The sequence below is a fragment of the Haloplanus sp. CK5-1 genome (genome assembly GCF_037201915.1).
GTDB lineage: Archaea > Halobacteriota > Halobacteria > Halobacteriales > Haloferacaceae > Haloplanus > Haloplanus salilacus.
Genome location: NZ_CP147505.1, coordinates 1,705,341 through 1,731,048 on the forward strand (window position 1 = coordinate 1,705,341; position 25,708 = coordinate 1,731,048).

Annotated in this window: 29 protein-coding genes; 22 read left to right on the forward strand and 7 right to left on the reverse strand. The window is 65.1% G+C overall.

All coding sequences use genetic code 11. The annotated features are described in order from the left end of the window. Positions 1-8: 8 nt before the first annotated feature. The 4 genes from NBT81_RS09050 (at position 9) to lwrS (ending at position 2,756) form a co-directional block, all read left to right on the forward strand. Positions 9-446 carry a DUF5778 family protein gene (locus NBT81_RS09050; protein ID WP_338737748.1) on the forward strand — a complete coding sequence of 146 codons (438 nt, stop codon included), beginning with the start codon at positions 9-11 and terminating at the stop codon, positions 444-446. A gap of 290 nt (positions 447-736) precedes the next feature. Then, positions 737-2,080 (forward strand): glutamyl-tRNA reductase, encoded by a 1,344-nt coding sequence (gene hemA, locus NBT81_RS09055; RefSeq protein ID WP_338737750.1) that lies wholly within the window; start codon positions 737-739, stop codon positions 2,078-2,080. Positions 2,081-2,122: 42 nt separating this feature from the next. Beyond that, positions 2,123-2,398: a 4a-hydroxytetrahydrobiopterin dehydratase gene (locus tag NBT81_RS09060; RefSeq protein WP_338737752.1), complete on the forward strand. Its 276-nt coding sequence runs from the start codon at positions 2,123-2,125 to the stop codon at positions 2,396-2,398. A gap of 1 nt (position 2,399) precedes the next feature. Further along, positions 2,400-2,756: an LWR-salt protein gene (gene lwrS / locus NBT81_RS09065; RefSeq protein ID WP_338737754.1), complete on the forward strand. Its 357-nt coding sequence runs from the start codon at positions 2,400-2,402 to the stop codon at positions 2,754-2,756. Here the strand turns inward: lwrS and NBT81_RS09070 are convergent. Beyond that, positions 2,753-3,403: a DUF7504 family protein gene (locus tag NBT81_RS09070; protein ID WP_338737756.1), complete on the reverse strand. Its 651-nt coding sequence runs from the start codon at positions 3,401-3,403 to the stop codon at positions 2,753-2,755. The two genes, lwrS and NBT81_RS09070, sit on opposite strands and share 4 nt — an antisense overlap. Next, the gene (locus NBT81_RS09075; protein WP_338737758.1) at positions 3,396-4,280 is read right to left on the reverse strand and encodes a GAF domain-containing protein; all 885 of its coding nucleotides are present in this window, start codon (positions 4,278-4,280) and stop codon (positions 3,396-3,398) included. The genes NBT81_RS09070 and NBT81_RS09075 overlap by 8 nt, the downstream gene beginning before the upstream one ends. A gap of 93 nt (positions 4,281-4,373) precedes the next feature. On the opposite strand from NBT81_RS09075, the gene NBT81_RS09080 reads away from it, so the two are divergent. After that, the gene (locus NBT81_RS09080; RefSeq protein ID WP_338737760.1) at positions 4,374-5,036 is read left to right on the forward strand and encodes an HAD family hydrolase; all 663 of its coding nucleotides are present in this window, start codon (positions 4,374-4,376) and stop codon (positions 5,034-5,036) included. A 6-nt stretch (positions 5,037-5,042) separates the two neighbouring features. Here the strand turns inward: NBT81_RS09080 and NBT81_RS09085 are convergent, their stop codons facing one another. Next, complete coding sequence (locus NBT81_RS09085; RefSeq protein WP_338737762.1) at positions 5,043-6,926, reverse strand: molybdopterin biosynthesis protein; 1,884 nt, start codon at positions 6,924-6,926, stop codon at positions 5,043-5,045. A 103-nt stretch (positions 6,927-7,029) separates the two neighbouring features. Further along, positions 7,030-8,253 carry a molybdopterin-binding protein gene (gene glp, locus NBT81_RS09090; protein ID WP_338737764.1) on the reverse strand — a complete coding sequence of 408 codons (1,224 nt, stop codon included), beginning with the start codon at positions 8,251-8,253 and terminating at the stop codon, positions 7,030-7,032. A 97-nt stretch (positions 8,254-8,350) separates the two neighbouring features. Here glp and NBT81_RS09095 point away from each other — a divergent pair, with 97 nt between their 5' ends. Both NBT81_RS09095 and NBT81_RS09100 read left to right on the forward strand, forming a co-directional pair. After that, on the forward strand, positions 8,351-8,707 hold the full coding sequence (locus tag NBT81_RS09095) for an Hsp20/alpha crystallin family protein (protein WP_338737766.1): 357 nt from the start codon (positions 8,351-8,353) through the stop codon (positions 8,705-8,707). Between the two features lie 6 nt (positions 8,708-8,713). Beyond that, positions 8,714-10,387 (forward strand): AarF/ABC1/UbiB kinase family protein, encoded by a 1,674-nt coding sequence (locus tag NBT81_RS09100; RefSeq protein ID WP_338737767.1) that lies wholly within the window; start codon positions 8,714-8,716, stop codon positions 10,385-10,387. On the opposite strand, the gene NBT81_RS09105 is transcribed toward NBT81_RS09100, so the two are convergent. After that, positions 10,388-13,639 (reverse strand): hypothetical protein, encoded by a 3,252-nt coding sequence (locus NBT81_RS09105; RefSeq protein ID WP_338737769.1) that lies wholly within the window; start codon positions 13,637-13,639, stop codon positions 10,388-10,390. It abuts the gene before it with no gap. Positions 13,640-13,791: 152 nt separating this feature from the next. On the opposite strand from NBT81_RS09105, the gene NBT81_RS09110 reads away from it, so the two are divergent. The 9 genes from NBT81_RS09110 (at position 13,792) to NBT81_RS09150 (ending at position 21,228) form a co-directional block, all read left to right on the forward strand. After that, entirely contained in the window at positions 13,792-14,166 is a 375-nt protein-coding gene (locus NBT81_RS09110; RefSeq protein ID WP_338737771.1) for a translation initiation factor IF-5A, read from the forward strand. Continuing rightward, positions 14,167-15,021 (forward strand): agmatinase, encoded by an 855-nt coding sequence (gene speB, locus NBT81_RS09115; RefSeq protein WP_338737773.1) that lies wholly within the window; start codon positions 14,167-14,169, stop codon positions 15,019-15,021. It abuts the gene before it with no gap. Between the two features lie 31 nt (positions 15,022-15,052). Then, positions 15,053-15,811: a Nif3-like dinuclear metal center hexameric protein gene (locus NBT81_RS09120; protein WP_338737775.1), complete on the forward strand. Its 759-nt coding sequence runs from the start codon at positions 15,053-15,055 to the stop codon at positions 15,809-15,811. A gap of 49 nt (positions 15,812-15,860) precedes the next feature. Next, complete coding sequence (locus NBT81_RS09125) at positions 15,861-16,856, forward strand: deoxyhypusine synthase (protein ID WP_338737777.1); 996 nt, start codon at positions 15,861-15,863, stop codon at positions 16,854-16,856. 308 nt (positions 16,857-17,164) lie between these two features. Beyond that, the gene (locus NBT81_RS09130; protein ID WP_338737779.1) at positions 17,165-18,277 is read left to right on the forward strand and encodes a hypothetical protein; all 1,113 of its coding nucleotides are present in this window, start codon (positions 17,165-17,167) and stop codon (positions 18,275-18,277) included. Positions 18,278-18,422: 145 nt separating this feature from the next. Beyond that, positions 18,423-19,481 carry a hypothetical protein gene (locus NBT81_RS09135; RefSeq protein ID WP_338737781.1) on the forward strand — a complete coding sequence of 353 codons (1,059 nt, stop codon included), beginning with the start codon at positions 18,423-18,425 and terminating at the stop codon, positions 19,479-19,481. A gap of 77 nt (positions 19,482-19,558) precedes the next feature. Then, the gene (locus tag NBT81_RS09140; protein WP_425498781.1) at positions 19,559-20,017 is read left to right on the forward strand and encodes a nucleic acid-binding protein; all 459 of its coding nucleotides are present in this window, start codon (positions 19,559-19,561) and stop codon (positions 20,015-20,017) included. A gap of 225 nt (positions 20,018-20,242) precedes the next feature. Next, positions 20,243-20,503: a glutathione S-transferase N-terminal domain-containing protein gene (locus NBT81_RS09145; protein ID WP_338737785.1), complete on the forward strand. Its 261-nt coding sequence runs from the start codon at positions 20,243-20,245 to the stop codon at positions 20,501-20,503. 32 nt (positions 20,504-20,535) lie between these two features. Next, positions 20,536-21,228: a hypothetical protein gene (locus NBT81_RS09150; RefSeq protein ID WP_338737787.1), complete on the forward strand. Its 693-nt coding sequence runs from the start codon at positions 20,536-20,538 to the stop codon at positions 21,226-21,228. Here NBT81_RS09150 and NBT81_RS09155 read toward each other — a convergent pair. After that, positions 21,225-21,554 (reverse strand): metalloregulator ArsR/SmtB family transcription factor, encoded by a 330-nt coding sequence (locus tag NBT81_RS09155; protein WP_338737789.1) that lies wholly within the window; start codon positions 21,552-21,554, stop codon positions 21,225-21,227. The genes NBT81_RS09150 and NBT81_RS09155 overlap by 4 nt on opposite strands. 91 nt (positions 21,555-21,645) lie before the next feature. Here NBT81_RS09155 and NBT81_RS09160 point away from each other — a divergent pair, with 91 nt between their 5' ends. The 4 genes from NBT81_RS09160 to NBT81_RS09175 all read left to right on the forward strand — a co-directional run bounded on the left by NBT81_RS09160 (position 21,646) and on the right by NBT81_RS09175 (position 23,751). Beyond that, positions 21,646-21,777 (forward strand): hypothetical protein, encoded by a 132-nt coding sequence (locus NBT81_RS09160; protein WP_338737791.1) that lies wholly within the window; start codon positions 21,646-21,648, stop codon positions 21,775-21,777. Beyond that, a complete protein-coding gene (locus NBT81_RS09165) occupies positions 21,774-22,388 on the forward strand; it encodes a class I SAM-dependent methyltransferase (RefSeq protein WP_338737793.1) in 615 nt (204 codons plus the stop codon). Before NBT81_RS09160 ends, NBT81_RS09165 begins: the two co-directional genes overlap by 4 nt. 28 nt (positions 22,389-22,416) lie before the next feature. Continuing rightward, the gene (locus NBT81_RS09170) at positions 22,417-23,268 is read left to right on the forward strand and encodes a nucleoside phosphorylase (protein ID WP_338737795.1); all 852 of its coding nucleotides are present in this window, start codon (positions 22,417-22,419) and stop codon (positions 23,266-23,268) included. A gap of 192 nt (positions 23,269-23,460) precedes the next feature. Continuing rightward, a complete protein-coding gene (locus tag NBT81_RS09175; protein ID WP_338737797.1) occupies positions 23,461-23,751 on the forward strand; it encodes a DUF7553 family protein in 291 nt (96 codons plus the stop codon). A 131-nt stretch (positions 23,752-23,882) separates the two neighbouring features. On the opposite strand, the gene NBT81_RS09180 is transcribed toward NBT81_RS09175, so the two are convergent. After that, entirely contained in the window at positions 23,883-24,608 is a 726-nt protein-coding gene (locus tag NBT81_RS09180; RefSeq protein WP_338737799.1) for a hypothetical protein, read from the reverse strand. Between the two features lie 495 nt (positions 24,609-25,103). On the opposite strand from NBT81_RS09180, the gene NBT81_RS09185 reads away from it, so the two are divergent. Both NBT81_RS09185 and NBT81_RS09190 read left to right on the forward strand, forming a co-directional pair. Then, a complete protein-coding gene (locus NBT81_RS09185) occupies positions 25,104-25,238 on the forward strand; it encodes a nitroreductase family protein (protein WP_338737801.1) in 135 nt (44 codons plus the stop codon). 251 nt (positions 25,239-25,489) lie between these two features. After that, entirely contained in the window at positions 25,490-25,684 is a 195-nt protein-coding gene (locus NBT81_RS09190; RefSeq protein WP_049937282.1) for a cold-shock protein, read from the forward strand. The last annotated feature ends 24 nt before the right edge of the window (positions 25,685-25,708 follow it).

A 25,708-nucleotide genomic window follows, 5' to 3' on the forward strand; every position in this document is an offset into this window, starting at 1 on the left:
GGGCGTGTATGAACGAGTCCGACGTACTCGACGAGGACCTCTACCGACGGACGAAGGCGTTGCTCGAACCCGGCGAGATCGACCTGTCCGGCGCGATCGTCCACACGGAGCTCACGGGACAGGAGGACCTCGAGATGCACGAACTCACCGTCGAACTCAACGAGGTGATCGCGGCCCACGCCGGCAAGGGGGAGACGTACATCTACGCCGGCAACGACGACACCGACTTCTCCTCGAACCAGTTCCAGGGGCTGACCGTCGAGGACGACACGTTCGTCTGGGAGTGTCAGCAACTCCTCCGGGAGGGCACCTTCGACATCGTGTTCTACTACGAGGCCGACGTGGACCAAGCGGCGCTGGTCGAGGCTATCCGGGAACGCGGGTACGAGGTGACGAGTGTCGTCCTCGACGACGACGAGATGACGGCGACGCGGGAGTCGGAGTGACCGAACGGTCCGCTCACCGACAAAACGGCTCAGTGCGGGCGGTTTTCAGCCAGCGGGATACGACGGGGCTTTTAACACCCCGTACCTAAGAGGTAGATCCATGCAACGAACCGGGCGGACTCGTCGGTCGCCCTCCTCGACCGCCTCCGGTCGGCTCGGAGCCGTACTGTCGACGAGGGGGAACGTCGCCACCGCGGACGGCCGCCGACATTGGAAGAGTTTAGGTACGACGGAGACGAAGCCGGAGCAGAAACGGGGCGTGTGATCGACGTGGAATACGGTGATCGACTGTGAAGACGGGTGTCATCCACGGAGTATCCGTCTCCCACCAGCGAGCGACCGTCGACGAAATCGAGTCGGTCGTCGACGACGACGCGACGACCGTGGTTCGTGATCTCCTCGCGAACGACGGGGTCGACGAGGCCTTCGCGATCCGAACCTGCAACAGGGTAGAGGCGTACGTCGTCACCGACGACGCGACGACCGGACGAGCGGTGCTCTCGTCGTTCGCCTCGTCGGTCCGCAACGGCGCGGTCCGGAAGATGGACCACGAACCCAGCCTCCGGCACCTGATGCGGGTCGCTGCGGGGCTGGAGTCGCTCGTCCTCGGCGAGGATCAGATCATCGGCCAACTCCGCACGGCGTTCGAGGAGGCGCGGGGCATCGGCGGTATCGGGCCGATACTCGAACCGGCGATCACGAAGGCGATACACGTGGGGGAGCGCGCCCGGACCGAGACGACGATCAACGAGGGTGTCGTGTCGCTGGGGAGCGCCGCGGTCGAACTCGCCTCGCGGGAGTGTGACCTCGACGGCGCGACCGCGCTCGTCGTCGGCGCGGGAGAGATGGGTCAACTCGCCGCCCGCGCGTTCGACGACACGGGGATCGAGGACCTCGTGGTCGCGAACCGGACGGTCTCGAGGGCCGCCAACCTCAGCGAAGAGGTACGGACGGCGGCGACGGCCGTCGGACTCGAGGACGCACCCACGGCCGCGGAGCGGGCGGACGTACTCGTCACCGCCACCGACAGCCCGGACCACGTCCTCGACCGGTCGGACCTCGACGGGGTCGGTCCGACGCTCGTCATCGACCTCGGCCAGCCACGGGACGTCGATCCGACGGTCACGAGTATCGACGCCGTCGACGCCTTCGACATCGACTCGCTGGAGACGATCACCGACGAGACGCGGGAGCGACGTCAGGAGGCCGCCCAACGGGTCGAGGAGATGATCGACGAGGAACTCGACCGCCTGCTCGACTCGTTCAAGCGCCAGCAGGCCGACGAAGCCATCGGGACGATGTACGAGAGCGCCGAGATGGTCAAGGAGCGCGAGGTCAGAACCGCCATCTCGCGGCTCGAATCGCAGGGCGGGCTGACCGACGAGCAACGGGAGACGATCGGATCGCTCGCGGACGCACTCGTCGGACAGTTGCTCGCCGCGCCGACCAAGAGCCTGCGCGACGCCGCCGCGGAGGACGACTGGACGACGATTCAGACCGCGCTCGAGCTCTTCGATCCGGAGTTCGGCGCCGACCGGTCCACGCCGCCGGAGACCGACGGGCCACGCGAGGGGATGGATATGGACCGCGACGACATCCCCCAACACGTTCTCGAACGACTCGGCAAGGAGTGACCGACCCCAACCGTTAATCGGCCGCCGACCGACGGTTGTCACATGTCCGACGTACTCGACGACGACGAGGTCGACCGCCGACTCCCCGACGACTGGGACCGCGACGGCGACGAAATCGTCCGCGTCTACCCCTTCGACGACTACCTCGACGGCGTCACGTTCGCCACGCGGGTGGCCGAAGTCGCCGACGAGGAGTTCCACCACCCCGAACTGATCGTCCGGTACGACGAGGTGGAGGTCCGACTGACGAGTCACGAGGCGGGCGGCGTCACCGACGCGGACCTCCGACTCGCGGACCAGTTCGACGCCGAGCGGTGAGATGGAGGCAGCGTACGTCTTCCGCGTGACGTTCCGGCTCGATCCCCCGTCCGTCGGCGTCGACCCCGATCGGTTCGAGACGGTCGTGACGAAGCCGGCGGCGGAGCCGGGGACGGAGGGGTGGCTGTTCTTCCGGGACGCCCTGTGGCGTGGCGAGGTGAGCGACGAGGCCCACCTGCGGTCGCTGGCCACGGAGTGGCTCTCGGTGCCCGTGACCTCGGTGTCGTTCAGCGAGTTACGCGCGGACGAGGCGTACGTGGACGCCCTGCGTGGGGCGATCGAGGCGTCCGCGTCGTTCGGCGACCCGCCGCGGGACGTGTTGCACGCCCACCTGGGGAGTTCGATCCGGGTCGACTAGGGTCGCGGGTCGAACGGCGTCCACTCGCCGTCCCCTCGGGCCAGTCCGCGGGTTCGAAGCTCCGGCCCGTCGTCGCCCTCGCGTACCTCGATCCGGCCGCCACAGAACTGGCCGACCGTGCTGACGGTGCGTTCGTCCTGCGTCTCGGGGTCGAGGAAGAGGACGCCGAAGCCGTCGACGCTGTCGATCCGCCCGATGACCGTGTGGACGAACCGCGAGACGGTCCGGAGGTCGCTGAACGACAACAGCGTCGACACCGAGCAGACCCCGGTCCTGACGCGGTCGGTCCCCCCCTCGTAGAACCCCTGGTACAGTTTGGAGTAGCGCATCCCGATGCCCGTCAGGTCGGCGGGGCCGGAGACGGTGAGGACCCGCGCGGCCACGGAGTCGTCCTCGCCGTCGTCGACGCAGTCGACGACCCCGGTCCGGTCGGGGGTGGCGGTCATGCCCGAGGCCCGGCAGTCGTCGATCACCCGCGACGCCCGGGAGTTGGTCGTGATGACTATCGTGCCCTCGTCGGGTGACCCGGCCAGAAGGCGGAAGGCGAGTTGTCGCGTGCCGGCGTGGGTCGGCCCCGTCAGGAGGACGCTCGTCCCCGCCCTGATCGGCGGAACGGGGAGGTCCCGGAACTCGTAGTCGTCAGCCATCCACACCACCGCCCGTCGCGTCCCGGACCTGTCGGCGGAGTTCGATGATCTCCATCGTCTCGTCGGCGAGCATGGCGAGGAGTTCGCGTTCGCGCCCGGAGAACGACCGCGGTTCGGCGTCGTGGAGACAGAACACGCCGATTGCGTGGCCGTCGGGCGTGACGAGTGGTGCACCGGCGTAGAACCGGATGTCGGCCTCGACCAGGCGCTCGTTGTCGGCGAACCGCGGGTCGTCGTGCACGTCCTCAACGACGGTGACGCCGTCGTCGAGGATGGAGTACGTACAGACGGTGTCCTCCCGGTTCAGCGAGTCGGGGCCGGTACCGTAGCACGCGAGGAAGTCCTCGTGGTGGGCGTCGACGAAGCCGATGGCGGCCGATCGAACGTCGAACAGCGCGATTGCGAGTCGGCTGAGGCGGTCGACGGTGGCGGACACCCCGTTCGCGTCCTCGACGTACCGGTCGAGTGCGGCGAGGCGGCCGTCCTCGTCGTCGGGGAGCGGGTAGGCGGTCTGGCTCCGGAAGCCGACGCTGTGACGGATCAGATCCGGGAGGCGGTCGCGTGCGCTGGGGCCTTTGGGGAGGTACTCGGCGACCGTGTCGCCGAAGGCCTCGGTGTCGACCGTCTCGAGCGACGCGTCGGTGAAGAGCATGCAGGCGGCGTCTGGCGTCTGGTCCCGGACGGCATCGAGGAGTTCGATCCCCGTCCCGTCGGGGAGGTCGTACTCGGTGACGACGCAGTCGACGGGCGTCGTGTCGAGGGCGTCGAGCGCGTCCGCGGCCGTCCCGAAGACGGAGACGTCGAAGCCGGCGTCGTGGAGGGCGTCCCGGGTCGCCCGCCGCGACTCGTCGTCGGGGTCGATACAGAAGACGTGCATTGGTCGGTATCGGTGAGCGACTCGTAATAAGCCTGGCGCGGCGCCGACGCGCGCCGGAACACACTTGTTTCGGCCCGACGTACCCACGAGCGAATGGTCGCACACGCCTACGATTTCTGGCTGTTCGACCTCGACGGGACGCTGGTGGACGTGGACCCCGCCTACGCCCGGTCGGTGTTCGACCGCGTCGGCGACCGCCTCGGCCGCTCGTTCACCGAGCGCGAGATGGAGGTCCTCTGGCACGGGCTCTCCGGGGAGCGAACCCCACAACTCCGCGAGTGGGGGATCGACCCCGAGTCGTTTTGGGCTGCCCTCCACGAGGCCGAGGACCCGGCGGCACGCGTCGAGGCGACGTACCTCCACGACGACGCCGCCTTCGTCGCCGACCTCGACCGACCCGTGGGTCTCGTCACTCACTGTCAGGAGTATCTCGCCGCCCCGGTGCTCGACCGTCTCGACATCCGGGACTGGTTCGACGCAGTCGTGATGTGCACGGGCGAGGTGGGGTGGAAGCCCGACCCCGCGCCGGTGTATCGCGCCATGTCCGACCTCGGCGTCGAGGACGGGGCGGCGGGCGTCCTCGCGGGCGACGGCCCCAACGACGTGGGTGCGGCGTGGAACGCCGGCCTCGACGGCGTCCACGTCGAGCGCCACGGTCCGGAGCGCCGGGGGCAGTGTGTCCTCGGCGACTACCGGGTCCGGAACCTGGACGAACTGCGGACCGCCGAGACGACCGCGGTCGTCGGGAGCGACTGATCCGCCTCAGCGGTCGGGGTCGAAGCCGGGGAGGTCGACGACGGCGTCGTCGAGACCCGCGTCGAGGGCCGCTTCCAGTTCGGCGACACCGGCCTTGTCGGTCCGGTCCGGGTTCGCAAGGACGCGCACGGACTCGGTACCGAGTGGGACGAACTCACAGTCGAGCGCCGCGGCGGTGGCCCGGAGACCGAGGCCGGCGTCGGCCGCGCCCGAGAGCACCTTCCGCGCCGGGCTCTCGAACCCCTTGACCGTCAGGTCGTAGCCGTCGATGGCGTCCGTGAGGTCGCGGCGGTCGACACCGCGGTCGTCGGCGACCCGGTCGAGTTCGTCGTCCAGGCTGGCGCGGAGCCCGGAGTCGCCGCCGCGGTTGACGAAGCGGCCGTCACCGTCGACCAGGTCGGCCAGTCCGGACACGTCGGCGCCGGGAGCGACGAGCAACCCCCACTCGCGGGTCCAACCACCGAGGTCGACGGCGTCGACGTCGCGGTCCGAGGGACCGGAGACGACGGCGACGTCGGGGACGCCGTCGCGGAGGCGGCGACGCCCCTGCCGGCTCCCCACGTCGAGGTACCGGGGGCGCTCCAGCCGGTCGAGGAGGCGAGAGAGCGCGGGGTCGTCCTCGCCGACGCCCAGGAGGGTCGGCGGGCGCACGTCGGGCGAGAACAGTTGGACGGTCACGGCCTCGCCCTCGGCGAGGTAGGCGGTGTCGGCGTCCACCTCGACGACGCCGTCGGCCTCGACCAGGCTCGTCGTCGCGCCGCTCCCCTTGTCGACGGGATAGACGAGCGTCCCCTCCTCGGTCTCGACGAGACCGACGGGCATCAGGCGGGTGCGACCCTCGCCGTACCGCTCGCGGACGGCCATCCGGCCCTCGACGGTCGCCGTCTGCGGGTCGGGGAGGCCGGCGGCCGACCGGATGGCCGGCGCGACGAAGGTGCGGAAGATGGTGAGCGCCGAGACCGGATATCCGGGGAGGCCGACGTACGCTGAGTCCTCCAAGCGGCCGACGAGCATGGGTTTGCCCGGCTTGACCGAGACGCCGTGGAGGAGGAGTTCACCCTCGCTCTCGATGACGCGGTAGATCACGTCGACCGCGCTGGCGGAGGTCGACCCCGACGAGAGGACGAGGTCGCACTCGTCGGCGGCCTCGATCAGCAGGCGCTCCATCTCGTCGTAGTCGTCGCCGGCGTGGGGGTAGAGCCGCGGGTCGCCGCCCGCCTCCTCGACGCCGGCGGCGACGGTGTAGGAGTTGACGTCGTAGATCTGTCCGGCCTCGCTGTGGAGGTCGCCACCCGGGCGGACGAGTTCGTCGCCCGTGGAGACGATGCCGACCGTCGGCGTGCCGCGGACGGGCACCTCGTCGACGCCGAGCGCCGACAGGAGGCCGATCTCGCGGGGCGTAATCAGGGTTCCGGGACCGAAGGCCCGTGACCCGGCGGCCACGTCGGCGCCCGCGAACATGACGCGGTCGCCCGGCGCGACCGCGGTGCGGATCGCGATGCCCGCATCGACCTCGTCGGTCCGCTCGACCATCACGACGGCGTCGGCCCCGTCGGGCAACACCGCGCCGGTCGATATCTCGGCACAGGTCCCCTCCCGGACGGTCACGTCCGGTTCGGCCCCGGCGTGGACCGTCCCCACCTGGTCGAGGACGACCGGGTCGGCCTCGTCGGCGCCGAAGGTGTCGCGGGCACGGACGGCGTAGCCGTCGACGCTCGCGCGATCGAATCCCGGCACGTCGAGGTCGGCGTCGACGCGGTCGGCGAGGACCCGCCCCCGCGCCTCGTCGAGGGGGACCGTCTCCGGATCGGGCGTCAGGTCGAGGCTCCGGATCGCCTCGCGGGCCTCCGCGGGCGAGGCGAGGTCGCGGAACTGGCGTCGGTCCGTCATCGGAGGGTCCCTCCGATTACGGACGTCGGAAGTCGCAGGGCGCGAAGCGAGACGCGACCGAAGCGAGCGTCTCGCGCGAGCGCCATCGTCTTCCGGAAGTCACTCACGCCGACCACTCCCAGTCCTCGACCGCAACCGTCTCGCCGGCGTCGAACCCCTCGCGCTCCTCGGGGACGACGACCCAGCCGTCCGCGAGTGCGACGCTGGAGAGGACACCCGACCCGCTGGCGCGGGTGGGTTCGGCGGCGGGGAGGTCGCCGTCGTCGTCCGCCAGCCGAACCCGCGCGAACGTCCGGGTGCCGGGCTCGCTGGATATCTTCCGGTCCAGCTGGGCCTCGACGGTCGGGTGGGGCGGGACGGGCATGTTGCCGGCCGTCTTGAGAATGGGCCGGAGGAACTGGACGGCGTTGACGATGCAGGCGACGGGATAGCCCGGTAGCATGACGACGGGTGTCCCCTCGACCACGCCGAGCGCGACGGGGTGGCCGGGCTTCAGGGCGACGCCGTGGACGAGCACCTCGCCGATGTCGTCGACCACCTCGGGCGTGTGGTCGCGTTCGCCGACCGAGGAGCCGCCGGTGGTGACGACGACGTCCTTCGCGAGGTCGCGCTGGATCGCGGCCCGAATGGCGTTGGGGTCGTCGTCGACGACGTTCCGGTAGGTGGGAACCGCACCCCAGCGGTCGGCGAACCCCGAGACGGTCAGGCCGTTGGTCTCGATCACCTCGCCGGGACCGGGGTCGCGCTGGACGAGTTCTTCGCCCGTGGGGATCACGCCGACCGTCGGCGGTTCGTACACCTCGACTCGGTCGATGCCGACCGACTTCAGGAGGCCGAGATCCGATGGACGGAGGCGGTGTCCCGGCTCGTACAGTTCCTCGCCCTCGACCACGTCCTCGCCGACGTCGCCGACGTTCTCGCCCTCGGCGACGGCGTCGAACACCTCTATCTCGTCGCCGACGGCCTCGGTTTGCTCGATCATGACGACGGCGTCCGCACCATCCGGGAGGTCGCTCCCGGTGTGGACGCGGACGGCGTCGCCGGATCGGACGTCGCCGTCGCCCTCGCGGAGGACGGTCGGGGAGCGGTCGGTCGCGCCGAAGGTGTCGGCCGCTCGGACGGCGTAGCCGTCCATGGCGGCACGGTCGTAGCCGGGGACCGGTCGGGGTGCAGTGACCGTCTCGGCGAGCGTCCGGCCGTCGGCCCGGCCGAGGGCCACCCGTTCGGTTCGGTCGTGGCCCGTCACCGCACCGAGGACGGTCTCGAGGGCCGCAGCGACGCGGGTTCGGTCCTTGAACCCCGCGTGTTCGAGGTCGTCGTGACTCATACCTGCCTTTGCGTTTGGGGATACAAAAACCCGTAGCCGGGCCACTGGGGCCACACACACCGCGGCCTTTTTCGATCCCCGCGCCTAACGGGGAGCCATGTCAGCATTTCGGGACGCGCTTCGGGACCTCCCCGAGGCGGTGTTCGCGGATCTGCTCGAGAGCGACGACGCCTACCTCCTCGTCCTCGACCTGCCGGGCGCGACCGCCGAGACGGTCGACGTGCGGGTCGAGATGGGACGGCTCGAGATCGAGGCTCGGCGCGAGAAGACGCTCCCCGAGTCGTTCGAGTACGTCCGCGAGGATCGGCCGCTCTTTCTCGACGCCGAACTCCCACTGCCGCCGGACGCGACGGGTGCGGGGGCCGACGGGTCGATGGAACGGGGTGTCCTCGAACTCCGCCTCCCGAAGTACGAGGCCGCACCGGAGCAGTCCGTCCCGATCGAGGACGCGTAAGCCCGGGTGGTCACGCTGGTCAATCTCCGTGCGTACTGGCGGTTCGTCCGGGTCGTACACCAGTTCCTCCCGCTCCTGTTCGCGTACGCCCGCGACCGACGACGCTACCTCCTGTTCGGCGGGCCCCGGAGCGTCGATCCGGAGACACAGCGGGAGCGGGCCGACCGGCTACTGAACTCGCTTCTGACTCTCGGGCCGACGTTCATCAAACTCGGGCAACTGCTGTCGACGAGGCCGGACATCCTCCCGCCGGCGTACATCGAAGTCCTGACCTCGCTGCAGGACGACGTGCCGCCGGCCCCGTGGGAGGAGACGAAGCCGGTCCTCGAGGAGGATGTCGGCCCGGTCGACGAGGTGTTCGACGACTTCGAACGCGACGCCATCAGCGGTGCCAGCCTCGGGCAGGTGTACCGCGCGACCTACGACGACGAACCGGTGGCGATCAAGGTCCGACGACCGGGGATCGAACCCCTCGTCGAGGCCGACCTGCGGGCGGTCGGGTGGGTTCTGCCGATCCTCCTGCGCTTTACCGACGAGGCGCGCCGGTTCTCGCTGTCGAACCTCGCCGACGAGTTCTCGAACACGATCAGAGAGGAGATGGACTACGGCCGCGAGCGGCGGATGCTCAACGAGATCCGGGGAAATTTCGAGGACAACGACCGGATCCGCATCCCGGCGGGGGTCGACGACCTCTCGGGCGAACGCGTCCTCGTCATGGAGTACATCGGTGGCACCAAGATCAACGACGTCGACACGCTCGACGAGAAGGGGTTGGACCGGACCGACCTCGCCGAGAGCCTCCAGCGGATCTACCTCCAGATGATCATCGAGGACGGCGTCTTCCACGCCGACCCGCATCCGGGCAACCTGTCGGTCGACGACGACGGGGCGATCATCTTCTACGACTTCGGCATGAGCGGGCGGGTGGACGCCTTCTTCCAGGAGAAGATCGTCGATTTCTACATCGCCGTCGCCAACCAGGACATCGACGGCATCCTCGACGCGATGGTGGAGATGGGGACGCTCAGCCCCGAGGCCGACCGCCAAGTGATGGGCAACGTGATGGAACTCGCCATCGCGGACGTGCGCGGCGAGGACCTCGAACAGTACCGCGTCCAGCAGGTCATCCAGCAGGTCGAGGACACCATCTACGAGTTCCCCCTCCGCCTGCCACGGAACTTCGCGCTCATCCTGCGGGTGGCGACGGTCGTCGAGGGGGTGTGTGTCACCCTCGACCCCGACTTCGACTTCATCAGCGTCGCGACCGACTACCTCACCGAACAGGGGTACCGCGAGGAGGGCGTCCGGCAGGCCGTCGAGTCGGCGGGCGACCAACTGGAGGAAACGGCGCGGTCGCTGGTGACCGTCCCCCCGAAACTCGACGACGTCCTCGACCGGGTCAAGCGCGAGGACCTCACGGTGCAGGTCCAACTCGACGACGAACACGACGTCTTGGACCAACTCGCGAAACGAATCGCCTACAGCATCCTCGCCGCGGTCGGGGTGCTCTCGACGGCCATCCTCTACTCGTTCAACGAGACGCCGGAGGCGGCGGTCGTCGCCGCGGTCATAACGGTCCCGGTCGGGGCCCTGCTCTACCGGTCGCTCCGGCGCAAGCGCGGCGTCACGGCGCGACCGCAGTTCACGAGACAGGAGATGCGGCGGCGGCGGGAGGAGTGACTACTCCCCGAGGTCGATCGTACTCTCGAAGGTCTCGACGTTCGTCTTGCTCGCGAAGACGTCGTCCCGGTCGGCCTCGGTCGCGTCGACGAACTCCAGTAACTCGTCGGGGTCTCTGAGGTCGATGAGCGGGTCCCGGTAGACGTACGCGCCCGTGCCGTCCTCGTCGACCATCGTCCGGTCCATCCCGTCCAGTCCGTGGGCGTGGCGTGCCTTGATGCTCTCGACGAGTTCGTCGCGCTGCTCGAAGTATTTCTCGCGGTAGCCGGAGGCCTCCCGGACCGGTCGGAGGTTGTCGAGGAAGACGCCGCCGACGAACGTGACCAGTGACGTGTCCCACGGCCCGCCGAACTCACAAGTTCTCGGCAGGTAGCCGTTCACCCCGTTCTGCGCCGCGATGGTCCGCCGGAGAGTCGCCTCGATATCACCGTCCGGATCGTAGTCTGTGATGTCCTTCTCGGCGAACGCCTCCCCCATGAACACCGGGAGGATCTTGTGGTGGTCGTACAGGATGTTCTGCAGGGTGTCGTCGTCGGGGATCGTTCCGATGTCCGGCGCGGGCCTGCCCTGGTAGAGCGGTAGCCGATCGTCGAGCACCGCGATGTTCTCGGCGAATCCCTTGAGTCGCGCCCCGATGACCCCCTCGTCCTCCTCGTGGAGGCCGGCCTCGACGAGGCTGTCGTGTTCGAGGATGGGCACATCCCTCCCGACGTCGATCCGGTTGATGTACTGGTCGTTCTCGGCGACGCTCACGAACTCGATGTCCGGGGGTCGCTGGGTCGTCGGTGCCGTGGAGAACAGGTGACCCTCGTCCTGAATGATGTCCATCAGGGCTTCGTACCGGCCGTGTTCGACCAGCAACCGGTCGCGCTCCCGTTCGATATCGGTGCGGAGGTCGGCGACCGGGTCGACGAACGCACCCCGGAAGCCCGCGTTGACCGGATCGCTCTCGTCCGGAGCGACGCCGCTCGCCTCGATGGCGTCCAGAAACGTATCGACCGATTCGTCGTCGAAGCCGGCCTCGAGGCGGTCTCGAAGCGCCTGTGGGGCGTCGGCGACGCTCCCGGGCCAGGAGAGGTACGGGTGCCGGCTGTGGAGCGCGTCGCCGACCTCGTCGTCGAACGTCTCGCGGTCGATCGACGGGTCGGCGAGACGCCGCTCGAACGAGTCGACGGCCTCGGCGACGAGGGTCGACCGGTGGGCGTCGAAGTCGCCGAGGAAACCGGCTCGTTCACCGAGGTCGCCGGTGTACTTCGCGTAGAACTGCTCGTCGAAGTCGGTCTGGACCGAAAAGAGGTCGTCGTCGATCAGGCGGACCGCATCCGCGAACTCCGCTCGCCAGTCGTTCCCCCCGAACGGCAGCCATCGAAGGATTCCCTCCCGGTCCGCGGCCACTTTGGCCGCCTTCGCCCGGCCGAGGGCATCGACGGAGCGCTCGATGGCCGCCGAATCGATCGGTGACAGACCCACCTCGTCGAGCCGTTCGTTCAGTTCGTCGAACCGGTCGAAATCGAGGGTGATGTCGCGGAGGCCCTCCGGGTGGGCGGTCCCCTCGACCTCGGCGGCGCTATGCCTGATTTCGGCCTCCAAGTCGTCGAGGAGGTCGACGATGGCGTCCTCGTGGCGGTCTATCGTCTCGATCTCGTCGAGCGTCGGACGAACGTCGAGCAACCACTCGTCCCTGGCCCGGGTGGCCATCTCCACGATATCCGACTCGAACGCCTCGATGCGGTCGATGTCGTCCTCGAGGTCGTCGAGCCTATGCCTGATATGCGCCCGCTCGTCCTCGACGCCGACGGGCGCGACCGAGCGGTCGTCGTCCATCGCACATCCCTCGATCGCCGCGGCGATGTCGTCGTCCTCGAAGAGGGAGACGGCGCGAAGCAGGTTCGCCCGGCGCCGGATCGCCTCTAGTTCCCGCTGGACGAACTCGTCGAGATGCTGGTGTCTCCGTTCTTGCGGGTATCTGTCTTCCGGATCGTCGACCTGGCGCACGACGCGCGGCACCTCCGTCACGATGGCCTCGTTCCGCTCGACGCCCTCCTCGGTACTCCGTTTCAGGGTGTCGACCGCGTCCTCGAGCGTCTCCAGCCAGTCCCAGGCCGGGTCGTATCCCAGGGCGTCGAGGACGTCTCCGTCGAGCACCTCGACCAGCGTGTCGAAGCGGTCGCGAAGCGCCGCCGCTTGGGCGCTGGTGAGGCTGAACCGGTCGCTGTCCGGGGCCGTCCCCTCGTTTGCCCGTTCGAGGTACTCCGCCGTGTCCTCCCGTCGGAAGTGCGTGACGACGTAGTCCTCGAGGGCGTCGTACAGTTCGTGTTCGGCCTCGAGCGCGTGGAGGCGGTCGTCGAGGAAGTCACGTATCTTTCCGTCCGCCTCCGCAAGGTCTTCGACGTCGTATCGGAGAGTCTGGGGCACTGCGACGGTGAACGGGGCGTACTCCGGTGGACCGGCCATCGTCCCGAGTTCGTCGGTGCAGGAGCCGATATTCCGGTGGGCCATGATGGCGTTGACCGCCGCCTCGTCGAACTCCTGCCGGTCGCTCTCGTCGCGGATGTCTTCTAGCCCGCCGAAGGGCAGGAGGACGACGTTCTTGAACGGGCTGATTTCGTGTCGGGACAGGTATTCGAGCTCCGAGAGGGCGGCGTAGGCGTTGGCGAGTTTCTTGTCTCTCTCCCCGGTGTCGGGAATGACGGCGAAGAGGTGGAGCGTATCGACGTTCCCGGCGATCTCCCTGGCGACGTCGAGGAACATGCCCGACCCGGTGCTCGCGTGATAGATCGCCTTGCCCAGGGCGCGCCGACGGAGCAGGCCCTCGTTGTAGTCGTCGACCAGCATCTCGTCGCTGTCGTCCATCCACCAGGCCCGCAGGTCGCCGGCGAACTCGTTCACTACGGCAGGTTGAGCGAGCGCCGACGGCTGTTGGAGTTCGGGTCCGACCCCGTCCAGTGGGTTGATGTACTCGATGCCCGTGTCCAGCACCGGTTCGTCGCGTCCGACCTCGTCCGCGAGCGCTTCGATATGCTCGTTGATCTGGGCAGCGACGCGTTCGTCGGTCGACTGCTGGTCGCGGTCGGTGTCGACGACGTACGCTTGAACGTCCGGTGCGAGAGTGTCTCCCCTCGGTTCGATTGCCTCCCGGAGTATCCAGTCCGTCCGCATGAACTCGGTGACGATACGTTTGCCGGCGTTGCCGATTCCGACGAGCATCTCGGGCGTCGCCGCCCGGGGTTGTCCGTCGTCGTGTGCACCCATGGACCACGGATATACTATCGTCGAACATGATAGTTTGGGAACGGAAAGGTGCTTCCGAAAGCGACACCCACCGTTCGCCCCCGGAGGACCGCCCGTGGCCCGACGACCCACTTTCCAAACCGTTTATACACCGCGTTCCGTTATCGGTCCGTATGTCCAGACAACAGACGCAAGTGCGGGAACTACAGGAGGGGAGCTACGTCATGATGGACGACGCTCCGTGTAAGATCAACAGTTACAGCACGGCCAAGCCGGGCAAACACGGTAGCGCCAAGGCACGCATCGAGGGGAAGGGCGTCTTCGACGGCAGGAAGCGCTCGCTCAGCCAGCCGGTCGACGCGAAGGTGTGGGTGCCGATCATCGAGCGCAAGGGCGGTCAGGTCGTCTCCGTCTCCGGGGACGACGCCCAAATCATGGACCTCGACACCTACGAGACGTTCACGATGCGCGTGCCGGAAGACGAGAGCCTGTCGCCCGACGACGAGATCGAGTACCTGGAGTACGAGGGCCAGCGGAAGATCGTGTAGATGTTCCCCGGTGCGACCGCCGACCGCGAGTCGGCCGACTACGTGGTCGTCGGCGCACCGCTCGACGTCTCGACTACCTTTCAACCCGGGACCCGGTTCGGCCCCGATCGGATCCGGCGCTTCGCGGCGTCGTTCGAGGACTACGATCACCGAACCGACCGGCACTTTTCCGATCTCGCCGTCCACGACGCCGGCGACGTCCACGCCTGGACCGACGCCGCCGACTACGTCGACTTCCTCGCGGGCACCCTCGGCGACGTCGTCGACGACGACGCCGTCCCCCTCCTGTTGGGCGGCGAACACACCGTCACCGTCGCCGGAGTCCGGGCGGTCGATCCGGACCTCTTCGTCTGTCTCGACGCCCACCTCGACCTCAGAGCGGAGTTCGACGGCGATCCGTGGAGCCACGCTTGCGTGACCCGCCGAGCGCTCGACACGGCCGATCACGCCGTGATCGTCGGGGCGCGAAGCGGGGGCGAGAGCGAGTGGGAGCGGGCGAGCGCCGGGGACGTGACCGTCCTCGGCGTCGACGAGGTGGCCGCCACCGGTGGCGCGGCCGTCGTCGGCGCGGCCGCCGAAGCCGCCGACGACCTCGCGAGCGCGACGGCGTACCTGAGCGTCGACGTCGACGTCGCGGATCCAGCTGTCGCCCCGGGGACGGGCACGATGGAGCCCGGCGGACTCTCGGCTCGAACCCTCCTCGACGTCGTCCGGGGCGTCACGCCGCTGGTCGACGGGGCGGACGTGGTCGAAGTGAACGACCGAGACGACGGCCAAGCGGCGGCGCTGGGCGGGAAACTCCTCCGGGAGTTCGTCTTCGCACACGCCGACGCCGGCGACGACCGGGATCACTAGCCTACAAGCCCCCACCGGCCGACACGCCGGTATGGACCGCACCGAGTTCGTCGACCGGCTGGACGAGCGGCTTCGTACCGACGACTACGCCGACCTAGACGCGAGCGCGAACGGCCTCCAAGTCGGGCGGGCGGTGGGCGAGGTTGATCGGGCCGCCCTCGCCGTCGACGCCGCGGACGCGACGATCCGCGAGGCGGTCGACCGAGACGCCGACGTACTGGTCGTCCACCACGGCCTCGCGTGGGGAGGGTTCGACCGCCTGACTGGGCTCGACTACGACCGGATCGAACCGCTCGTCGCAAACGACGTGGCGCTGTACGTCTCGCACCTCCCCCTCGACGGCCACCAGGAACTCGGCAACGCGGCGGGGGTCGCGGACGTCCTCGACCTCAACGACCGCGAGCCCTTCGGGACGCTGGGCCCCGAGTACGTCGGCATGCGGGGACGGACGGCCGATCACTACACCGTCGACGATCTGTCCGGACTGTTGGACCGCGAACTCGACACCGAGACGCGGGCGCTCGACTTCGGCCCCGAGCGGATCGAGACGATCGGAATCGTCACCGGGAGCGGCGTCGACTGGATCGGGGAGGCCGACGATCGGGGACTCGACGCCCTCGTCACGGGCGAGGGGAAACAGAAGGCGTACCACGAGGCCCGTGATCGCGGGATCAACGTCTTCCTCGCGGGGCACTACGCCACCGAGACGTTCGGGGTGCGGGCGCTCGGCGAGTTGATCGAGGGGTGGGGCGTGGAGACGACGTACGTCGACCATCCGACCGGGTTGTGACGGCTCGGGAATCGCGTCGTTGAAGCGACTGGAGCGTCGACCCGTGGCAATGACCGACGACGAGACCCGCGAGGAGTTTCACGAGGATCCGCTGGAGCACACCGAGGTGTGGGCCGGCATGAGCGTCGGCGACCTGGCGACCGAGTACGGCAAGGCGGGCATCGGCGCGAAGGACATGGGCCACGCCGTCGACGTGTACGCCGAGATGCTCAACCGGGACGACGTGACCAACTTCTTCGGACTCGCGGGCGCGATGGTGCCCGGCGGGATGCGGTCGGTCGTGGCGGACCTGATCCGCGACGGCCACATCGACGTCCTCGTCACGACGGGAGCGAACCTGACCCACGACGCCATCGAGGCCATCGGTGGCCACCATCACCACGGTCGGACCGGCGAGGACGGGCGGGAGCGCGAACACGACGAGCGACTCCGAGACGAGGGGGTCGACCGCATCTACAACGTCTACCTGCCCCAGGAACACTTCACGCTGTTCGAAGAGCACCTCCGGGACGACGTCTTTCCCGAGTTCGACGGTCCGGTCGCCATCAGCGAGTTCACGCGGGAACTCGGGCGCGCGAACCGGGCGGCGAACCGCGAACGCGGACTCGACGCCGACGCCGGCATCGCCGCCGCTGCGTACGCGAACGACGTCCCCGTGTTCGTTCCTGCGATCCAAGACTCCGTACTGGGGATCCAGGCGTGGATGCACTCGCAGGTCTCCGCGTTCACCTTCGACGCCCTCGCCGACCTGACGAACATCACCGACGTGGCGTTCGACGCCAAGAAGGCGGGGGCGACGGTCGTCGGCGGCGGCGTCCCGAAGAACTTCGTCCTGCAGACGATGCTGACGGTCCCCGAGGCGTACGACTACGGCGTCCAACTCACCGCCGATCCCGCCTCGACCGGCGGCCTCTCCGGGGCGACGCTCGACGAGGCGCGGTCGTGGGGGAAGCTAGAGAAGTCGGCGCGAAACGCCACCGTGTTGGGCGACGCCACCATCACCCTCCCCCTGCTCGTCGCCGCGGCACGCGACCGGATCGAGTAGTCGCAAGGCTCTTTTTCCGGTCGGTGCGTACCGCCGCGTGGCCGATGACGAGTGCACCACTCCGAGCCGGGGTGGCACCCGGCGACGACGAGCCCTATGAGTGCCGAGGCCACCGATTTACTGGTACCAGTAGACGAAATTCGGGTGAGCGTTAATCACCATCCGTCTTATAGAAACAGACTGCTAGGCTCAAACCAGACGAATCTCCGGGTTACCACTCCGCTGTGAACCTACTTCAAGCGCACACTCGTTAGCCAATTTTCGCTGCTGAAACTCTGAGGTCAAGATTTTTATTATTATGTTTGAATGTGACAAGAGACAACGAAACTATGCCGTCCTCTGAGTATCCTGACGCCGTCTTGGAATATGTGGTGGCTCAGGGATGGACAACGAACCTCACTGAGCTACGAGAAGGGGCGTATATTATTGCTGGAGAGCGAAAGGGAGATTCTGGCTCTGAAAAAATGCTTCTGATGATCGTCTGCGAGCCGGAACAAGAAGTCACGTCAGAACACATAGAATATCTGATTAAAGCTGGACGAGAGAAGAACGTCGATTCGGTACTGCTGACATATACTGTCCAGATTACAGAGAACGCCCGAGAGATGACTAGCGAATACGGGATAGATGAAATCAAGCCGGAGAAAATCCGTTCACATAATGAAACTGGTGAGTTTGCTGTAGGCACTGACGAGATATCGATGCCTGGCTCCGATTCAGATTCTCGGTCAGATTCGGTCGACGAGACAGCCACGAAAGGAAAAGAGCCAACAGATGAGAGAATACACAGCATCAGAGCGAATTACACACAGTCGGAGGGCCGATCTGTAGGTGGCAACCTGATCCTATCGGAGACTTTACTTTTTTTCGAGCCGCATAAAATTGCAGAACTGAGTGGCGAAAAAGAAATTAAAGTCTCATATGATAATATCAAAGAACTGAACAGAGAAAAGAGGTTCAATCGAGGTATAAAAGATGCGATATTTGGTGGGGGATTAAGAGATAGATTGAGAATTAGAACCCATAGTGGTAGAGAACTGCTTTTCGCCGTGTCTAATATCGAAGATGTGATGAATAAAATAAATAGATTGAAACAATCGGAACAAGCACAGACTCGATCGCTTGGTGAATACCTTTCAGAGACGGATGAACGATCTGGGGAGCCCACAACGTTAACCCTCGGTCTTACCGCTTCTTGGATTATTGGGCTATTTACACTAATTGTTGGTAGTAACTTATTCTGGAATCAAGGTCGTCTGAGTGGCCTCCTGTATATGATTGCGGGTGCAATCGTTGCTCCGTATACACGTAGATACGTAGAATCATTTGTAGGTGTGAAATTTGGTCGTTGGTTCCTTGTTGCCACGTGGATTGTTGTTTGCTTCATAGCGGCTCTTATGTACGCAGCTACGCCCGTCTAATTTAGAGTGATTGTGAATTATATTCAGTTTATGATATGTCGTGTGATATACGAAAGGATAAGCAACGAGTGAAAATTCTACGATTGAAATTTTGAGGTCAAGCTTTTTATCGTGGTAATGAAACGAACCAATAGATAACAGCAGTATGTCGTCTCTTGAGTATCCTGATGCTGTCTTAGAGTATGAACAGGCACGGGGATGGACTACAGATCTCACGGAGTTACGAGAAGGAGTGTATATTGTTTCCGGAGAGCGCAAGAGAGATGCTAGCTCCGAAAAGATGCTTCTGATGATCGTCTGCAAACCTGAAAACGAGATCACGTCAAATCATATAGAATTTCTGATTAAAGCTGGGCGAGAGAAGGATATTAATTCAGTGATGCTAACGTATACTGTCCAACTTACAGAGAACGCCCAAGAGCAGTGCGAAAAATACGGAGTAGATATAATCGATTCAGAAAAAGTACGATCCTACACCGAATCGGGCGGCTTCGATGTTGATATTACTGATATCCAGATGCCCGGATCTGGATCAGAGAGCCAGACCGATATATCATCTAATTCTAAGCTTCTCACACGGCGTAATGCGGTTCTTCTGTTGGGAGGAATAGGGACAGTAGCCTTGTTAGGCAATGGTGGAAATAATGGGTTAGAACTCATAGATGCAGTTCCCCGGAGAGAGCCGAGTGGATGGGCTATTTGGCATTTTAATGTGAAAAATACAGGTGAAACTCAGAACGCTCGCGCTTACGTGGACATAAGAATCACCACAGGTGAGAACGCAGGAGAGGTGACTGAATCGTATGACAGCACAAAGGTGATCGAGAGCGGCGAGACAGCAGACATCAGGGTCGACAGTACGTACTACACAAACACAGAGGATTACGAGTTCGATTACGGTATTGAACCAACGGACCGTCCACACGCAACGTTCGAAGTGGCCTCTGAGGATTCGAAATTTCGTTTAGACGCGTCGGAATCAACCTCCGTGACGAGTTCTATCACGTCTTACGAGTGGTCGGCACACGAATTTACTATACCAGAGTACGGCGAACCTCTGAATTGGAACATACCCGACGGAGAAATAATCGATTTCGAGGTGCCGTCCAAGCGGACTCTTGACCTCGTACTGAAAGTCACAGACGAAGAGGGACGGACTGATGAGAAAGATAAACGCCTATCGCGTTCTGAATATTGGGCGTAGTGTCCAGATACGGATGTAACGACGTTGCCGAGCGATCGCACGGTGTGGCCGCCGAAATCTCCGACCGGGTTCGAGAAATCGCCGAAGCTCGCGGCCTTCGGGAGTCCGAAGCGTTCGAGCGGGGACTCGAACTGCTGTCAGCGTTCGATACGCTCCTGATTCCGGAGACAGTCTACGAGGAAGTTGAGGCCGGTGGCGTCCCCGACGGGTTATCCGCCCTCCCGTACGAACTCGTCGAAGCCGACGAAAGACGAGTCGGAACTGAAAAACTGGATGGCGGAGAACGCGCCGCGATTGCGGTAGCTGAAGAGCGGGGAGTCGTTCTCCTAACCGACGGCCTCGCCGCCCGAGCGGCAGTATCCGACGCTGACGTCGAAGTGCACGGCTCTATCGGCGTAATTGCGCTTGGTCCCGCTCGGAGAGTACTCGACAAGGACGAGGCGACATCACTCGTGCGTACACTCCAACATGAGACGAGCCTCTTCGTGACGGAGACAGTCGTGGAGCATAGCATCCAGATGCTGGACGGACAGTGACGGAACGAGCGGACTCTATAGGCGCGGCAAAGACGGTAGACGACGTCCGAACCGCCGAATCCCGGCATAGTTAGCCGAGCACTCGCGTCGGCAACCGCAATTCGGGACGTTCGTTTTCACGGTCCCGTCGCTCGACCGTCCCGTGGATCCGCGACTCAAGGATACCGCCACCGATCCGAGAGTTAATGCTTTAGTATATTCGCATCTTCTAATCTATCGCAACCAATGCTGGAGCTCTATCAATCGGAAGGCTGTCCACACAGTGCGAAGGTTCGGGAGAAACTGTCGGAACTCGGTGTCTCGTGTGTCGTTCACAACCCGCGCCTTCCCGGCGACGAGGGCGGGGACGTGACCAATGAGGTGACCTACGGCGAACTCACGGCGAGCGGTGAAGACCAGATCCCGTATCTCGTCGACACCGAACGCGGCGTGACGATGTACGAGAGCGACGACATCGTCGAATATCTCGCCGAACACTACGAGTAAGGACAAATGTCGATGTCCGGACCACGACGGCCATGACCGACGTAGAACAGGAGGACGCGGCGGCCGCATTTCGGGAGATCCTGGAGACGGTCGACGACGAGATCGAGGATTTGGCGACGTCAGGGGGGATCACGGCGGACACGCGAGGCGACTTGTCGGTCGATACGCTGTTACGCATCGCGCGGTGGCGATCCGTCCAGAGCGCCGTCCTCTACGGTGACTGGGCCGACCGGCAGCGCGTCACGGGGATGGACGCGGAGGTCGCACTCGCTGCGGCGTGGAAGGCTGGCCGATCCGTCGAGCAGTACGAGGCCGTGACCGACCACCTCAGCAGCCGCGGTGTCGATCCCGAGCCGGTCGAGTACGCACTTCACGGGGAAACGCTACAGTTCATGGCCGACCTGACCGACCCGGTCGCCCGAGTCACCGCGGGGTTCGTCGTCGCTCCCAAACTTCGCGCCGTCAAGGACAAACAGGCGACACTCGTCGCGACCGGCAACGCCGACCCGCAAACGGCCAGCCTCTATCGGGATACCATCGTCCCACCCGAAGAGGAGGCCATCGAACGCGGCAAACGACTGCTTTCACGCTATCTCGACGACGACGATACATCCGCCGTGAAGACCGTCGAGGAGACCGCCGACGCCTTCCTCGAGGTCACGTGGAAGTCCCAAGAACGGGCGATGGACGAGACGGGCGATATCGACCCGAAGACGATCTGTTAGCCGTTCTGTTCCGAGACGGCCGCGTCGTTGGCCATCCGATCGAGCAACACGTCACGCATCGTGTTCATCCCCTCGACGATCCGCTCGTCGGCGATCGAGTAGTAGTTGTTGAGCCCCGCGTCGCGTTTGGTCACGACGCCCTGGTCGCGCATCTTCCGCAGGTGCTGGGAGACCGTCGGCTGGGAGATGTCCGTCTCGTCGCTGATCTCGCCCACGCTATGTTCGTCGTCTTTCAGGAGGTGGAGGATCCGCAGCCGCTTCGGGTTCGAGAACATCTTACAGAACTCGGCGTGACGTTCGTAGAGGGCGTCGTCTGGGTCGGTCATGGTCTCATATTCGACTCCACGAATATGTGGGTTCGCTTCTGCCCGTACAGAACCCGTGTATTTATTATATTCGCATATTCAAATGTGTTTTGTGCGGAGACGACAACGCATCGGAGGAACTCCCTTCACCGCCGTGATCCACACGGACCTCGCCGCGACGACGTGTCTCTACGCGGACGTCATCGAGACGCTCCGGACGCCACGACGCGACCTGCAAGCATGAGCGACGTCGAGAGTTTCGTCCGCTTTTGCGAAAGCGAGTTCGGATCCGCGGTCGTGGACCGCGAAGCCGCGTACGTAAAAGAGCAGGTCACGCTCGACGACCGGATTCTCGACGTCGGGTGCGGAATCGGATCGCTCGAAGAGCGGTTCGCCGGATACGATATCGTCGGGGTGGATCGGTCGATGGAGATGGTTCGGACGGCGCGCGACCGCGCGCTCGCACCGGTCGTCCGTGGCGATGCCCGAAAACTGCCGATAGCCACGGGCGCGGTCGACGCCGTCGTCTTCGTCGCGACGCTTTCGTTCATCCAGGCGGTGGGGGCGGCTCTTTCGGAAGCGGTCCGCGTCCTCGATCCCGGGGGGACGGTCGTGGTGCTGGCGTTGAACACCCGCTCGGAGTACGTCCAGTCGAACCTCGCACGCGACGGATCGTACTTCCGGCGGATGGTCCACCGGGATACCGAGGAACTCGCGTCGAGGGTCCTCGAGTACGTCGACGGGACACGGGAGTACCTCCTGGGTGTCGACGGGGAAACGATCGTAGAGCGTACCGACCCAGAGACCGCTGCGATAACCGCCATCGTGGGATCACCGAGTCGGCCACCGCCATAATCTTGCGTCGGACGCGAGTACGAGACCCATGACCGATTTCGACGAACGGCAGGATTCGCCGCTCTTCGAGGCGAAACGGTTCGGTGAGCCGTCCGTGTTCACACCGGACTCGCTCCTCTCCGAGGCACGCAGACAGAAGGACCTTCCCGACGACGACGTCCCCGACGTCTGCGTTCTCGATCCGGACGGCGACATCGTTCGACAGCTCGTCGCGACCGGACGGGGCGAGAAGGATGGGACGTGGCCTGGCTACCACACCGATCTCTACAGGTTCTCGCTCGACGGCGACGAGGTCGGGATCGTCGGGCGTGCCGTCGGCGCACCGTTCGCGGTCTTGGTCGCCGAACAGTTGTTCGCGTCCGGGTGTCAGTTTCTCGTGAGCATCACTTCGTCGGGGCGGATCGTTCCGAAGGACGACCCACCGTATTTCGTGCTCATCGACCGAGCGCTCCGCGACGAGAGGGCCAGCCACCACTACGAGTCACCCGCCCAGTACGCGACGCTCCCGGCAGACCTCCAAGAGCGAGTCGAGACTGCGTGCCAGTCGGTGCCCCGACCGGTCTACACGGGCGCGACGTGGACGACGGACGCGCCGTTCCGGGAGACGGAGGCCGCCATCCAACGGGCGCGGGACGAGGGCATTCTCGCCGTCGAAATGGAGGCGGCCGCACTCTACACGTTCGCTGCCCAACGGGGCTGTCCGGTCGTCTGTTTCGCGTACGTGACAAACGAGATGGGACAGGGCGACAGCGAGTTCGAGAAGGGTGACGCGAACGGGAGCAAAGCCACCTTGGAGATCATCGACGCCGCGATCACGGCGTGGGAATCCGGTCGTCGAGATCCCCGGTCGGCCTCGGGGAGCCCCCGTGACCAGATTTAACTATATTCGCATATTACGATATGATGTGATGCACGGGCACGCACCACCGCGACGCCACGGACGCCGGTGTGGATGCTGTTGCTGTGGCGGGTATGGAAGCATCGAGGGAACGGACACGCAGCAATCGGCGTTGTACGAGAAACTGGACCGACTCGAAGCGCGACGAGAACGACTCGAAGACGACCGATAACCATGTCACGAGACAACCTCGTTCGAGCGATGGGTGCGGTCGACACCGCGCGTGAATCGACCACGGCTGACGACATCGGCGACCGGCTGGCTCAACTCGGGTCGCACCTCGAATCGCAGGCGAATCGGGACACGACACCGGCACTCGGTGTGCTCGACCGCATCCAGACGAAACTCCGTGAGATCGAAGACGAAACGAGCGACCCGGCCGTCGAAGCGTCGCTGGCGGACGCTCGCGAACACATTCTGTCCTTTCTCGGTACGCTCGACGACCGGGGGATGAAACAACACTGAGGTAGGCGGGGAGCGACCGCATCGATCCCGAACACGGGACGACTCGCAGTCGTCGAGGGCAGCGACCCGGATACGGCGGTCGATGCCGAACGGCGGTGGGGCGGGTATCGCGGGCGTCGTCGTGCCGACCGCTACGGCGGCGTCGTCCCCTCGACGGCGGCCGCGAAGCGATCCAGCGCGTCGTCGTCGTACTCCTCGTCGACGTGGTCCACGTTCCAGAAGCCCGACTCCCTGATCGCGGGGCTCCGGCTGTGCCGACCGAGCCAGCAGTCCGCCCGCGGATCGACGGGGTGAGTCCCGCGGTTGCTGAGGAGCGCGATCAGGTTCCGCTCGACGTACGCCCGGTCGCTGTCGGGACCGGGGGCGTCGTCGAGGGCGATCCAGAGGAAGGGCTGTTCGCGGATGTACGCGCTCACGCGCCGTTCGAGGATGTACTCCTCGTCGCGGACTGTCGAGCGGTCGCGGTCGATGGCCGACCACCGGGCGTCCCAGTCGGGGTAGTCGTCGTGGAGGGAGTGTTTCTCGATGATCGCCTCCCCGACGCGCTTGCGATAGACGGAGCCACGGTGGTTGCCGCCGTGGGGATGGTCGGCGCTCCCACTCCCGGTCCCGTAGTGCTGTTTCAGTCGATCCCAGAGCGTCGTGCCGCTCCCGGCGGAGACGGCGTGGGTGCCGACGCGGGTGACGCGAAACTGGCCGGTCGAACGCGTCTCACCCGGTTCGAGGAAGAAGTAGACGCCGCGGTCGGGCCAGTCCATGTACCCGGTACAGTTCTTGAGTTTCCGTGTCCCACCGACTCGTTGCTCGATGGTGTCGAGTAAGCCATAGAAGTGACCGAGGTCGTCCTGACGAGCCATCTAGTGTACCGTGTGAACCGTGGTACTTCGAGGTTTATTCTCGTTTTCCGGTCGCAGTCGAGAAGATGCTGGGAGATGTCTCGGATGGCCACTCCTACGAGGGGATGAAAACGGAGTGGTCTCCGGTGAGTGCGAATGGAAACAGGACGACCACCCGTGAGTCAACTGCAGTCGGGGCAGGCGTATATTTGGCTGTGGTGACCTCGGTCGACCCACTGTTTTTTCTCGCCGCAGTCGCTGCAGCGGTTGGACTGTTCTTTCAGGTCTTCTCCGCAAGGACAGCTTTGCCCGGGAAAGTCGTCCATGGTAGGATCCGGGTCACACGTTCTGGCGGGGTCGAAATAGTACTTTGGCCGTCCCTCGCTCGTTCACGGCAGTGCTCCACCTCGTGTGTCTTGCCGGAACGGGTTCGAGACGCCGATGACGTCTCGACGGGGCCGACCGCGCCCCGGCCGTCCTTGCCGGTTTCGGCCCCCATATGCCCGCAGACGACAAATGATTCCCGCAGAACACGACGACGTACTCTCGACGCGGCGATCGGTACACCAGTACACGGACGAGGCGTTGGACGACGAGACGCTCGACGAGATATTCGAGCGCGTCCGCTACGCGCCCGTACCCGACCTCTGACGGGAGTGGAAGACGGCGTCGGTGAGCACCCGCCGCGTCGACACGCGGTGTGGCGGCCGTGCCGGCGCTCCTCGGTACACCGATTCCTCGCGGGGAACACGACCGTCCAGTCGTCGAATCGGCGTCGAACCGACCGTCCGTGCCGGGCCACCGTCCGAAGCGTCGTATTTCGGATATTCGTCTGCCTCGCCGCCGATTCGGAACACGAATGCGGAAGGGTTATCCGTACACTCAACGTCCGTCCATTCGCAATGGCAAACGGTAAGGTTGATTTCTTCAACGACACAGGCGGCTACGGTTTCATCGAGACTGAGGATGCTGACGACGACGTTTTCTTCCACATGGAGGACGTTGGCGGTGAGGATCTGACGGAAGGGACCGAGATCGAATTCGACATCGAACAGGCCCCCAAGGGCCCGCGCGCGACGAACGTCGTTCGCGTATAATATCGCACCGTCGCCTCGCGGCGA